We start from the raw sequence: 12,119 nt of genomic DNA, 5'->3' as shown, positions 1-12,119 counted from the left end.
CCTTACCAATCAAGCGATAGAAGCTCCTTTTTTAGGACCAAGGGATTCGAGGCAATCCCTGCGCCCTGCAGCTTACTCGGCTTCGATCCCGGACGACTTCACCACCTGCGCCCAGTTGCCGTATTCGGTCTTGACCATGGCCGCCAGTTGCTGCGGGCTCATATAGTCCGCCGTGGCGCCCTGCTCTTCGGCCTTTTTCTTGAAGGCGGGGTCCTCCACCACCTTTTTGATGTCGGCCGTCAGCTTGTCGATCACGGGCTGCGGCGTGGCCTTGGGCGCAAACACGGCAAACCAGGACGTGGCGTTCACGCCCGGGTAGCCGGCTTCCGCCGTGGTGGGCACATTGGGCAGGCTGGGCAGGCGCTGCTTGCCCGTCACGGCCAGCACGCGCAGCTTTCCGCTTTGCACATGGGGCATGAAGGGAGGCGCGGTGCCGAAGGTCAGGTCCACCTGACCGCCCAGCAGGTCCTGCAGCGCCGGGCCCGTGCCCTTGTAGGGCACGTGCACCATCTTCACGCCGGCCTGCTGCTCCAGCATGGCACCCGTCACATGCTGCAGCGAGCCATTGCCCGACGAGGCGTAGTTGAGCTTGCCGGGGTTGGCCTTGGTGTAGCTCACCAGCTCAGCCAGCGTCTTCACCGGCAGCTCGGAGCGCACCACGATGATCTGCGGCGCCGACAGCACATTGGCCACGGGGGCAAAGTCGCTTTGCTCCCAGCTTCTGGCCTTGGTCAGATGCGGGGAGATGACGTGGTAGCCGGAGTACTGCATCAGCAGCGTGTAGCCGTCGGCATCGGCACGCTTGACCAGATTGGCGGCGATGGCGCCGTTGCCGCCGCCCTTGTTGTCCACCACCACCGATTGCCCGATCACCGGCGCCAGCGCCTGTGCGGCCATGCGGCCGGCCAGATCGGTGGTGCCACCCGCGGCTGCGGGCACGATCATCAGCACGGTTTTGCTGGGATAGCTGCCCTGGGCCATGGCCGGGGCGCTGGCAAGGCCGACCGCGGCAGCGGCCGTCGCAAGCATTAAATGAAGGCGTTGAGGTTGAACAGTCATGTTTGTCTCCTGATTGGAATGGGGACTTGCGCAAACAAGGGTGGACAGCGGGCATCTGTATTGGCCAGACACCATGCCTGATCTGAATTTGCGCAAGCCGTGGGGCTGTAAACCGCATCAGCTCCTTCCCCCGAAAGAGCCGATGCAGCGGGGTGAAAACCGTCTCAGGCCCTGGCCTGGGCGCGTTCCTTGATCTCGGCAAAATCCGCAGGCGGCTGGTGCAGGTCCCAGCGCGCGCCGGCCTTGACGATCTGGCTGGGCGTCTCGTGGCCGATCAGTGCCGGCAGGCTGCGAGCGGCCGCCACGATGCGGGCCAGGTCTGTGCCGGTGTCGTAGCCCATGAGCTGCAGCGCGTGCACGATCTCTTCCGTGCAGGCATTGCCCGAGGCACCTGGCGCATAGGGACAGCCGCCCAGACCACCAATCGAGGCGTCAAAGCGATCCGCACCCGCAGCTATGGAGGCCAGCACATTGGCCAGCGCCATGCCGCGCGTATTGTGGAAATGCAGGGTCAGGCCCAGCTGCGGCCAGCGCGCCTTGAAGGCCTGGACCATGGAATGCACCTGGTTGGGATAGGCCATGCCCGTGGTGTCGCACAACGTGATGCCCTGCACGCCCAGATCGGCAAAGCGCTGCACCCAGGCCAGCACTTCGGCCTCGGCCACATCGCCCTCCATGGGGCAGCCAAAGCAGCAGGAAAGCGACACGTTGACGGGCGTTGCCGCCTGCTGCGCCGTGGCGATCACCAGCCTGAGCGCCTCGAAGGACTGGCTGCGCTGCATGCGCAGATTGCAGAGGTTGTGCGTCTCGCTGACCGACATCACCAGATTGAGTTCGTCGGTCTGCGCATCGATCGCACGCTCCGCGCCGCGCACATTGGGCACCAGCGCCGTGTAGACCGTGCCCGGCCGGCGAGCGATCTCGCGCATCACGATCTCGCCATCGCGCAGGGCCGGGATGGCCTTGGGCGAGACAAAAGCCGTGACCTCGATCTTGGACAGGCCCGCCTCGGACAGCGCGTTGACCAGCGCGATCTTGTCCTCGGTGGGCACAAAGGCCTGCTCCATCTGCAAACCGTCGCGCGTGCCGACTTCGTTCATATGGATGCGGCGACCCGCACCCGTCCACACCGTGGTGTTGAGATCGGCGGCCATCATTGGACAATCCCCTTGGCGCGCAACTGCGCAATCTGCTCGGCGCTCAGACCTATCTCAGCCAGCACGGCATCGGTGTCGTCGCCCACATGGGGGGCGCTGCTGCGCACCGTGCCCGGCGTCAGCGAAAGCTTGGGCACCACGCCGGGCACCTGCAGCTCGAAACCATCGCGGGTGCGCTGGGTCAGAATCATCTCGCGCGCCTGGTAATGCGGATCCTCGGCAATATCCTTGGCCGTGTAGACCTTGCCGGCCGGCACGCGTGCCGCGCCCAGCTCGTCCATCACCGCCTGCACGCTGCGCGCCTGCGTCCAGGCGCCAATCGCGGCATCGATCTCGGCCACGCGCTGGACGCGGCCCGCGTTGTCGGCCAGATCGGGCGCATCGGCCAGATCATGGCGGCCGATGGCCGCCATGAGTCGCTTGAAGATGGAGTCGCCATTGCCCGCCACCAGCACCCAGCCATCCTGGCAGGGGTAGGCATTCGAGGGCGCAATGCCCGGCAGCGCACTGCCGGCGGCCTCGCGCACGGCGCCAAAGGCGCTGTACTCGGGGATCAGGCTTTCCATGATGTTGAACACGGCCTCATGCAGGGCCACATCGATCACCTGACCGGGGCCGCCGTTCACCTTGCGGTGATACAGAGCCATCATCACGCCGATCACGCCGTGCAGGGCCGCCAGCGTATCGCCGATCGACACGCCCACGCGCACCGGCACCCGGCCCGGCTCGGCCGTCAGGTGGCGCAGCCCGCCCATGGCCTCGCCGATCACGCCAAAGCCAGGCAGATCGCGATAGGGGCCGGTCTGGCCATAGCCCGAAATGCGCAGGATCACCAGACCGGGGTTGATGGCGTGCAGCTCCTCGGGCGACATGCCCCAGCCTTCCAGCGTACCGGGACGGAAGTTCTCGACCAGCACATCGGCTTCGGCAATCAGCTGACGCGCCACGGCCTGCGCCTCCTGCTGGCGCAGATCGAGAGCGACCGAGCGCTTGTTGCGCGACTGCACCTGCCACCAGACGGAGGTGCCTTCCTTGATCAGGCGCCAGTTGCGCAGCGGATCGCCCGCACCGGGCGCCTCGATCTTGATGACATCGGCACCAAACTCGCCCAGGGTCTTGCCACAGAAGGGGCCGGCAATCAGCTGGCCCATTTCCACCACTTTCACCCCTTCCAGCGCGCGCGGCGTGGCGGTCTGCGTGGCGGGGTCTTGGATATTCATCGTCGTCATCCGTTTGTCTCTTGATTGCTCTCTTGCTGTGCCGCTTTGCGTTGACCAATGCCAGGCAAAACGGCTTTTCAATCATCTTGCCAATGAAGAGCAGTCCTGCAAAACGCTGAAATGCGAAGCTGCCATCGCATTTGGGCATAGCCAGGCGGGATAATGCATGCCTCATGAAACTGGACCCGATCACCCTGCGCCTGTTTGTGGCCGTGATGGAAGAAAACGCCATCGCGCGTGCCGCTGCACGCGAGCACATAGCCCCCTCGGCCGCCAGCCGCCGCCTGGCCGAGCTGGAGGATCAGCTGCAGCTTGAGCTGTTCACCCGCAGCAACCGGGGCAGCCAGCCCACGGCCGCCGCCTACGCCCTGCTGAACATGGCGCGCGGCGTGCTCAACGAGCTCGACGGCATCGCCACACAGATGAAGGACTACGCCCAGGGCGGCGAGCAAGGCCTGCGCGGTCATGTGCGGGTGATGGCCAATATTTCCAGCATCACCCAGTTTCTGCCCGCCCAGCTGCAAAGCTTTCTGAGTCGGCACCCGCTGGTGGACGTGCGGCTGCAGGAGCGCGTGAGCACCGATATCGCGCGTGCCGTGGCCGACAACGAAGCCGACATCGGCCTGCTCAACAACGGCAGCTACGGCAGCAAGATCAGCCTGCGCCCCTATCGCAGGGACCGGCTGGCCGTTGTCATGCCCCAATCCCATCCGCTGGCCAGCGAGCACAGACTGCGCCTGGAACAAGTCCTCGAACATGATCTGATCGGCATGCATGCCGACAGCGCGCTCAACCATCTCATCACCCGCTCTGCCGCCGACCAGGGCCTGCAGCCGCGCCTGCGCATGAAAGTGACGGGCTATGACGCCCTGTGCCTGATGGTGGCCGCCGGCCTGGGCGTGGGCATTCTTCCCGAAGGCAGCGCCCATATCTACATGGGCGCGCTGCCCTTGCGCTGCATCCGCCTGGAGGAAGTCTGGGCCGAGCGCCAGCTCATGCTCTGCGTACGCTCCCAGGACGCACTCTCGCCCGTCGCGCAACTGCTGGTCGAGCACCTGTGCCAGAGCGCCTCAACCGATCAAGACTGAACCCATGCCCGAATTCGCACCGTTGCCCGTATCCGCCGGCACGCCACAACATCCTTCGCTGAGCTGGGACATCTTCTGCCAGGTCATAGACAATTTTGGCGATGTGGGCGTGTGCTGGCGCACGGCCGCAGAGCTGGCCGCACGCGGCCAGCTGGTCCGTTTGTGGATGGACGATGCCAGCGCCCTGCAATGGATGGCCCCTCAACCCTGGCCGCCGGGCTTGAGCGTGCATGCCTGGCCCGCGCAAGCTGCTGACATCCCAGCGCCAATCGGCGATGTGGTCATCGAGGCCTTCGGCTGCGAGATTCCCGCAGCATTTGTGAGCGCCATTGCCGACAAGGCGTCGAAGAGCAAGCCCCCGGTCTGGATCAACCTCGAATATCTCTCGGCCGAAGACTATGTGCAGCGCTGCCATCGCCTGCCCTCACGCATCATGAGCGGAGCCGCCTCTGGGCTGACACGCTGGTTCTTCTACCCCGGCTTTACGGCTGCAACCGGATCGCTGGTGCGCGAGCAGAACCTGGCGCAGCGCCAGCAGGCCTTCGTGGCCCAACGCGACTCATGGCGCCGCACAGAAGGCATTCAGCATGACGAATGCGCCGTCTCGCTGTTTTGCTACGAGCCTGCCGCCCTGCCCCAGTTGCTCGCGCAGCTCTCGGACAAGCAGACGCTCAACGCAAGACTGCTGGTGACCCCGGGAAGGGCCACGACTGCCGTGCAGGCGCTGCCCGAAGCACAGCAGATGCAGCCGGTCTATCTGCAAGCCCGCCCTCAGGCCCGGTTCGACGAAATGCTCTGGGCCTGCGACCTGAATCTGGTGCGCGGCGAGGACTCCCTGGTCCGTGCGCTCTGGGCCGGCCAGCCCATGGTCTGGCAGATCTACCCCCAGCATGACAACGCCCACCACGACAAGCTGAACGCCTTTCTCGACTGGCTCCAGGCCCCGGACAGCCTCAGGCGCTTTCACCACACCTGGAATGGCATGACCGCACCGCAAGCATTGCCTTTGCTCGACCGGCAAATGCTGGACGAATGGGCCTGCTGCATCAGGGCTGCACGCGCCAGATTGATGGAGCAAACCGAACTGATTGCGCAGCTTCAAGCTTTTGTCGCCGAAAAAAGCTAAAATCCACGTTTTGCCTCTCTGAGGGCAGTCGCAGCCGGTATGCCGAGCGATCTTGCTTTCGGGGTCGCGCCCCGCCGCGGTACATGCGGCAGGCCCCGCCGCCGCACCTTTGATGCGTTGCTTTCTCCAGCGACCATTGCGAACAGCTTGCCTGCCGTGTAGAGCGGCTCCAACCTTTCAAACGCAAGCAAGCCATGAAAATCGCTCAAGAAATCCGCGCAGGCAATGTGATCATGTTCGGCAAGGACCCCATGATCGTTCTGAAGACCGAATACGCTCGTGGCGGCCGTGGCGCTGCTACCGTGCGCATGAAGCTCAAGAGCCTGATCGGCAACTTCGGCACGGAAAACGTGTTCAAGGCCGACGACAAGATCGACAACGTGATCCTGGACAAGAAGGATTGCACCTACTCCTACTTCGCCGACCCCATGTACGTGTGGATGGACGAAGAGTTCAACCAGTACGAAGTCGAAGCCGAAAACATGGCTGACGCACTGAACTACCTGGAAGACGGCATGACTGCCGAAGTGGTGTTCTACGACGGCAAGGCCATCTCCGTCGAACTGCCCACCACCATCGTGCGCGAAATCACCTGGACCGAGCCCGCCGTCAAGGGCGATACCTCCGGCAAGGTTCTGAAGCCCGCCAAGATCGCTACCGGCTTCGAAGTGGCCGTGCCCCTGTTCGTGTCCCAGGAAGACAAGATCGAAATCGACACCCGCACCGGCGAATACCGCAAGCGCGTGTAATGTGGCGGCGGCTGCCGCAGCTGCTCCCCCAGAAAAAAGGCTTCCTTCGAGAAGCCTTTTTTCATTTCCGCCTCCGACAGCGGGATTACGCCAGCCCCCTCATCTGCCGCGACGCGCAAAACCGCTTCAGTCTGTGCAAGACTAAGGGCAGTCCATCCACTCCCACTGCCAATGACGCACTCCCTGCCCTGGCTGCAGCCCGAACAAGAATTCCCCCCTATCGATCAGACCTGGGGGGAGCGGGACCCCATTCCCGGGCTGCTGGCCGCCGGCAATACGCTTGATGCTGCACGTCTTCGCACTGCTTACAGTCAAGGCATTTTCCCGTGGTTCAGCGAGGGACAGCCGGTGCTCTGGTGGTCTCCCAACCCGCGCATGGCCCTGCATCCCGGCGAATTTCGTCTGCACCGCAGCCTGCGCAAAAGACTGCAGAAATTTCGCAACGATCCGCGCTGTGAAATTCGCATCGACAGCGCTTTTGCCACGGTGATGCAGCATTGCGCCCAGACCCCTCGCGACGGACAGAACGGCACCTGGATTGTGCAGAGCATCGTCGATGCCTATACCGAGCTGCATCAGCAAGGCGCTGCACATAGCGTGGAAACCTGGATCGACGGCCAGCTCGCTGGCGGCCTCTACTGCGTGGCGCTTGGCAAAGCGGTGTTTGGCGAATCCATGTTCGCCCTGCAAACCGATGCTTCCAAGATCGCACTCTCGGCACTGGTTGCTCTGTGCCGGGCTCATCAGGTTCCGCAGATCGACTGCCAGCAGGCCACCGCGCACCTGTCTTTCATGGGCGCCCGAGAAGTCACAAGAGCGCAGTTCGCCCAGACCGTTCAAGCCCAGGCCCAGCTCCCCGATATGCAGTGGCAATTCAGCCCCATATACTGGGAGCAATTGCTAAGCCACAGTGAAGCTTGACGCACCGCATCTGCAGCCGAGTCCGATCATGACGCACCCGAACGACCTCCCGCTACATGCCCTGCAGTTCTATGCCACGGCAGCCTATCCCTGCAGCTACCTGCCGGGCCGGCTGGCACGCTCTCAGGTCGCCACACCCAGCCACCTGATTCAGAACACCACCTACTCGGAGCTGGTCACGCTGGGCTTCAGGCGTAGCGGCATGTTCACCTATCGCCCCTATTGCGATGGCTGCAAGGCCTGCGTTCCCCTGCGAATTCTGGCCCAGGAGTTCCGCCCCAGCCGCAGCCAGCGGCGCGCTGCCAAACAGCATGGGCAACTTGTCGCCTCCATTCAGCGCCTGCACTACTCCGACGAGCACTACCAGCTCTACCTACGCTACCAGCAGCACCGCCATAGCGGCGGCGGCATGGACAACGACAGCGTGGACCAGTACACGCAGTTTCTGCTGCAAAGCAGAGTCAACTCCCGATTGGTCGAGTTCCGCGAGCCGGGCTCAGACGGTCAGCCCGGCACACTCAAGATGCTCTCCATTCTGGACGTACTGGAGGACGGGCTGTCGGCTGTCTACACCTTCTACGATCCGGAAGACCACGCCAGCTACGGCACCTTCAATGTGCTGTGGCAAATCCAGCAGGCGAAAGCCATGAACCTGCCTTATGTGTATCTTGGTTACTGGATCTCCGAGAGCCAGAAGATGCGCTACAAGGCCAGCTTTTTGCCACATGAGATTCGCCAGGGCGAGCTATGGCAGCGCGTAGACAGGCAAAGCATTGTGCGCTCGCAAATTGAAGAGTGACGCCACAAAAAGCAGCACATGGATATATGAGCGGATGACATGGCTGCACGGCTGCAGCACCGCTAGAATGCCCTCATCCCGCAAAGTATCTCCAACGCATGAAAAAAGACGACCTATCGGCCTCCGCAAAGCCCAGCGTCCAGGTTCTGGAACGCATGTTCACGTTGATCGACGTGCTGGCATCGCGTGAGGAAGCGGTTTCTTTGAAGGAGATCAGCGAACGCACGGGCCTGCATCCATCGACCACGCACCGCATCCTCAATGACCTTGCACTGGGCCGCTTTGTGGACCGACCCGAATCGGGCAGCTACCGCCTGGGCATGCGCTTTCTGGAACTGGGCAACCTGGTCAAGGCCCGGCTGAATGTGCGTGAAGTGGCACTGACGCCCATGCGCCAGCTCTACAAGCAGATTCAGCAGCCCATCAGCCTGTCCGTGCGCCAGGGCGACGAGATTGTCTATGTGGAGCGCGCCTACAGCGAGCGCTCAGGCATGCAGGTGGTACGTGCCATCGGTGGCCATGCTCCCTTGCATCTGACCTCCAACGGCAAGCTGTTCCTGGCGGCCGATGACTCCCAGCAGGTGCGCGCCTATGCCATGCGCACCGGCCTGCCTGGCAAGACCCATTTCAGCATCACCCAGCTGGGCGACCTGGAACATGAGCTGGCCAAGGTGCGCCAATACGGCATTGCCCGCGACAACGAAGAGCTGGAATTGGGCGTGCGCTGCATGGCTGCCGGCATTTACGACGACCAGAGCAAGCTGATTGCGGGCCTGTCCATCTCTGCCCCGGCAGACCGGCTTGACGAGAGCTGGGCCCCCAGGCTGCAGGCCACGGTGCAGGAGATCTCCGTGGCGCTGGGTTTCAGTGGCACACGCCCGGCCCCGGCTCAGGCCGCCCCCAACCCCTATAGCCGCAGCCAGCACAGCTGAATACAGGGGCGCCTGTCGCGATCTGCAAAGCTCGTAATCTGCGCAGGGGCTGCAATGCCGTTTCAGGTGTAGATCCAATAAAAAAGCGCTACCTGGGTAGCGCTTTTTTATTGGACCTTTACCTGCTTAGCCCCTGATACGGCTTGCAATCGTATTGCTGGCAGTGGGCCCCTTGCTTTCCATCCAGTGGCGCACACGCTCGGCATCAGCCAGACGGCTGAACTTGCCTGCAGAATCCAGAAACACCATGATCAGCTTGCGCCCGGCCACATGGGCCTGCATCACAAGGCAGCGTCCGGCTTCGGAGATATAGCCGGTCTTTTGCAGGCCAATATCCCAGTTGTCGCTCTTGACCAGACGGTTGGTGTTGTTGAACTGCAGCGTGCGACGACCCACGGCCACTTCATAACCGGGCGATGTGGAGTATTCGCGCATCAGCGGATCCGCGTGGGCCACCGCCACCAGACGCGCCAGGTCACGCGCGCTGGACTGGTTGCTGCTGGACAGGCCGGTGGGCTCGACATAGCGCGTGTCCTTCATGCCCAGTTGCAGCGCCTTGGAGTTCATCAACTGAACAAACTGCGCCAGACCGCCGGGATAAGTGCGTCCCAAGGCATGGGCAGCACGGTTCTCGCTGGACATCAGCGCCAGATGCATCATCTCGGCACGCGTCAAGGTGGTGCCGACACGCAGGCGAGAGCTGCTGTGCTTTTCGGTATCCACATCGTCCTGCGTGATGGTGATCATCTCGTCCATGGGCAGACGGGCCTGAGAGATCAGCAGACCTGTCATCAGCTTGGTCAGCGAGGCGATAGGCAGCACTGCCTGATCGTTCTTGCTCAGCAGCACCTCATGTGTGTCCTGGTCGATCACATAAGCCACGCTGCTTTGCAGATCCAGGGGGTCCGAGACGGAGTGAAGACCCGCCATCTGCCCATAGGACAGGCGTGCGGGCTCGACCGCCGTGGCAGCTGCTGCCGCCGCAACCGCAGCGCCAGCGGCTCCAGCCCTGGCCAGACGCTTCTTGCCGCCGGTCTTCTCGTCTCTTTCGGCCTTGGCTGCTAGAACAGTCTTGCCGCCCTTCTTGCTTGCAAGCTTGGCGTCTGCCTTTTCCGGCTTGCCTTTGGAGACCTTTGCGCTTTTGGGCTGCGCTGCAGCGCGAACCTTGCCAGCCGGCTCCTTGGCCGCTTTCTTGGCCGAAGCCGCAGCAGCCACGGGCTTTTTGGAGTCTTTTTTGGGCGCCGCCGCATGCACTGCCGGAGCAGCCAGAGCGCAGCTCAACAGAGCCAAAGACACCACCTGAGTGAGTTTTGCAAGGCGAAATGGACGCAGCAGCTGCATGCGATACTCCAGACAACAAGGTGTAAGGATTTAATTCAATCAAAAAAGTCGTGCAGTGACAAGCACTTGCACAACCTTCTCGATAATCTGAGTGAAATTATAAATCCAGCAGTCAACCTTGTGCTGCAACAACTTCCTGATTGCTATGCAATTTGTTCAAAGCGCTCAGATAAGCCTTGGCGGATGCGACCACAATATCGGGGTCAGCACCCACTCCGTTGACGACGCGACCACTGCGTTGCAGGCGCACCGTCACCTCGCCCTGACTCTCTGTTGAGCCGCTGATGGCATTGACGGAATACAGCACCATCTCCGCACCGCTCTTGACTTCGGACTCGATGGCCTTGAACGAGGCATCGACCGGGCCATTGCCTTCGGAGCTGGCCTTGATTTCCCGACCTGCATTGCTGAAGACCACGCTGGCATGTGGGCGCTCACCCGTTTCGCTCTGCTGGGCCAGCGAAATGAACTGGAACTGATTGCCCTGGTGCTCCGCTCCTTCGGCATTCACCAGCGCCAGAATGTCCTCGTCAAAAATCTCGCTCTTGCGGTCCGCGAGCTCCTTGAAGCGCGTGAAGGCCTGGTTGATGGCTGCTTCACTGTCCAGCTCCACCCCCAGCTCCTGCAGGCGCTGCTTGAAGGCGTTGCGGCCGCTGAGCTTGCCCAGCACGATCTTGTTGGCCGCCCAGCCCACGTCCTCGGCACGCATGATTTCGTAGGTGTCACGCGCCTTGAGCACGCCGTCCTGATGAATGCCGGAGGCATGGGCAAAGGCGTTGGCCCCCACCACAGCCTTGTTGGGCTGCACCACAAAGCCCGTGGTCTGGCTGACCAGGCGGCTGGCGGCCACGATATGCTGGGTATCGATATTCACATCCAGACCGAAGTAGTCCTTGCGCGTCTTGATGGCCATGACCACTTCTTCAAGTGAGCAGTTACCCGCGCGCTCGCCAAGACCATTGATGGTGCATTCGATCTGGCGCGCGCCGCCGATCTTCACGCCCGCCAGAGAATTGGCAACCGCCATGCCCAGGTCGTTGTGGCAATGCACGGACCAGACGGCCTTGTCGCTGTTGGGCACGCGCTCGCGCAAGTTGCGGATGAATTCACCATAGAGCTCGGGAATCGCGTAACCCACGGTGTCGGGCACGTTGATGGTGGTTGCACCTTCCTTGATGACCGCCTCGATCACACGTGCCAGAAAATCGGGCTCGCTGCGGTAGCCGTCTTCGGCGCTGAACTCGATGTCTTCAATGAGATTGCGCCCGAAGCGCACCGCCTGCTTGGCCTGCTCCAGCACCTGCTCGGGTGTCATGCGCAGCTTTTTCTCCATGTGCAGCGCACTGGTGGCGATGAAGGTATGAATGCGAGCGCGGTTGGCACCCTTCAACGACTCGGCCGCACGCGCGATGTCGCGATCGTTGGCACGGGAGAGCGAGCAGACTGTGGAGTCCTTGATGGCTCGTGCAATGGCCTGGATGGACTCGAAGTCGCCATTGGATGCCGCGGCAAACCCCGCCTCGATCACATCGACCTTCAGACGCTCCAGCTGACGGGCAATGCGCAGCTTTTCATCGCGTGTCATGGAAGCGCCGGGAGATTGCTCGCCGTCACGCAAGGTGGTGTCGAAAATAATGAGCTGATCGGACATGGTGGGGACTCTCTATGTGTTGGCGCCGGTAGACGCCTGTTTTGACTGGAGGATTGCCGACAAAAAAGCCGGTGCG

11 protein-coding genes are annotated in these 12,119 nt (G+C 62.4%); 6 read left to right on the top strand and 5 right to left on the bottom strand.

Annotation, left to right across the window (positions count from 1 at the left end; all coding sequences use genetic code 11):
* Positions 1 to 72 precede the first annotated feature (72 nt).
* The 3 genes from P353_RS16800 to P353_RS16790 form a co-directional block, all read right to left on the bottom strand.
* Complete coding sequence (locus tag P353_RS16800; protein ID WP_034371849.1) at positions 73 to 1,059, bottom strand: Bug family tripartite tricarboxylate transporter substrate binding protein; 987 nt, start codon at positions 1,057 to 1,059, stop codon at positions 73 to 75.
* A 164-nt stretch (positions 1,060 to 1,223) separates the two neighbouring features.
* A complete protein-coding gene (locus P353_RS16795) occupies positions 1,224 to 2,216 on the bottom strand; it encodes a hydroxymethylglutaryl-CoA lyase (RefSeq protein WP_113707729.1) in 993 nt (330 codons plus the stop codon).
* Entirely contained in the window at positions 2,213 to 3,445 is a 1,233-nt protein-coding gene (locus tag P353_RS16790) for a CaiB/BaiF CoA transferase family protein (RefSeq protein WP_052084911.1), read from the bottom strand. The genes P353_RS16795 and P353_RS16790 overlap by 4 nt, the downstream gene beginning before the upstream one ends.
* Before the next feature lie 164 nt (positions 3,446 to 3,609).
* On the opposite strand from P353_RS16790, the gene P353_RS16785 reads away from it, so the two are divergent.
* The 6 genes from P353_RS16785 to P353_RS16760 all read left to right on the top strand — a co-directional run bounded on the left by P353_RS16785 (position 3,610) and on the right by P353_RS16760 (position 9,051).
* Positions 3,610 to 4,524 (top strand): LysR family transcriptional regulator, encoded by a 915-nt coding sequence (locus tag P353_RS16785; protein WP_034371843.1) that lies wholly within the window; start codon positions 3,610 to 3,612, stop codon positions 4,522 to 4,524.
* A 4-nt stretch (positions 4,525 to 4,528) separates the two neighbouring features.
* A complete protein-coding gene (earP, locus tag P353_RS16780; protein WP_034371840.1) occupies positions 4,529 to 5,650 on the top strand; it encodes an elongation factor P maturation arginine rhamnosyltransferase EarP in 1,122 nt (373 codons plus the stop codon).
* Between the two features lie 194 nt (positions 5,651 to 5,844).
* Positions 5,845 to 6,399, top strand: a complete 555-nt coding sequence (gene efp, locus P353_RS16775) for an elongation factor P (RefSeq protein WP_003056627.1) — start codon at positions 5,845 to 5,847, stop codon at positions 6,397 to 6,399.
* Positions 6,400 to 6,570: 171 nt separating this feature from the next.
* Positions 6,571 to 7,320 carry a leucyl/phenylalanyl-tRNA--protein transferase gene (gene aat, locus P353_RS16770; RefSeq protein WP_034371838.1) on the top strand — a complete coding sequence of 250 codons (750 nt, stop codon included), beginning with the start codon at positions 6,571 to 6,573 and terminating at the stop codon, positions 7,318 to 7,320.
* Between the two features lie 28 nt (positions 7,321 to 7,348).
* Complete coding sequence (locus tag P353_RS16765) at positions 7,349 to 8,119, top strand: arginyltransferase (protein WP_034371834.1); 771 nt, start codon at positions 7,349 to 7,351, stop codon at positions 8,117 to 8,119.
* Positions 8,120 to 8,217: 98 nt separating this feature from the next.
* Entirely contained in the window at positions 8,218 to 9,051 is an 834-nt protein-coding gene (locus P353_RS16760; protein WP_003080783.1) for an IclR family transcriptional regulator, read from the top strand.
* Between the two features lie 126 nt (positions 9,052 to 9,177).
* Here P353_RS16760 and pbpG read toward each other — a convergent pair whose 3' ends face one another.
* Positions 9,178 to 10,392 carry a D-alanyl-D-alanine endopeptidase gene (gene pbpG / locus P353_RS16755; RefSeq protein ID WP_034371831.1) on the bottom strand — a complete coding sequence of 405 codons (1,215 nt, stop codon included), beginning with the start codon at positions 10,390 to 10,392 and terminating at the stop codon, positions 9,178 to 9,180.
* A 112-nt stretch (positions 10,393 to 10,504) separates the two neighbouring features.
* Complete coding sequence (locus P353_RS16750) at positions 10,505 to 12,043, bottom strand: 2-isopropylmalate synthase (protein WP_034371828.1); 1,539 nt, start codon at positions 12,041 to 12,043, stop codon at positions 10,505 to 10,507.
* Between the last annotated feature and the right edge of the window lie 76 nt (positions 12,044 to 12,119).

This window comes from Comamonas testosteroni, assembly GCF_000761245.1.
Lineage (GTDB): Bacteria > Pseudomonadota > Gammaproteobacteria > Burkholderiales > Burkholderiaceae_C > Comamonas > Comamonas testosteroni_C.
This window is presented reverse-complemented; position numbering and strand designations above follow the sequence as displayed.

Coding starts and splice junctions, on each gene's coding strand:
- P353_RS16765 (WP_034371834.1), top strand. CDS start 7,349: ATGACGCACCCGAACGACCTCCCGCTACATGCCCTGCAGTTCTATGCC.
- P353_RS16795 (WP_113707729.1), bottom strand. CDS start 2,216: ATGATGGCCGCCGATCTCAACACCACGGTGTGGACGGGTGCGGGTCGC.
- pbpG (WP_034371831.1), bottom strand. CDS start 10,392: ATGCAGCTGCTGCGTCCATTTCGCCTTGCAAAACTCACTCAGGTGGTG.
- aat (WP_034371838.1), top strand. CDS start 6,571: ATGACGCACTCCCTGCCCTGGCTGCAGCCCGAACAAGAATTCCCCCCT.
- P353_RS16800 (WP_034371849.1), bottom strand. CDS start 1,059: ATGACTGTTCAACCTCAACGCCTTCATTTAATGCTTGCGACGGCCGCT.
- efp (WP_003056627.1), top strand. CDS start 5,845: ATGAAAATCGCTCAAGAAATCCGCGCAGGCAATGTGATCATGTTCGGC.
- P353_RS16790 (WP_052084911.1), bottom strand. CDS start 3,445: ATGACGACGATGAATATCCAAGACCCCGCCACGCAGACCGCCACGCCG.
- earP (WP_034371840.1), top strand. CDS start 4,529: ATGCCCGAATTCGCACCGTTGCCCGTATCCGCCGGCACGCCACAACAT.
- P353_RS16785 (WP_034371843.1), top strand. CDS start 3,610: ATGAAACTGGACCCGATCACCCTGCGCCTGTTTGTGGCCGTGATGGAA.
- P353_RS16760 (WP_003080783.1), top strand. CDS start 8,218: ATGAAAAAAGACGACCTATCGGCCTCCGCAAAGCCCAGCGTCCAGGTT.
- P353_RS16750 (WP_034371828.1), bottom strand. CDS start 12,043: ATGTCCGATCAGCTCATTATTTTCGACACCACCTTGCGTGACGGCGAG.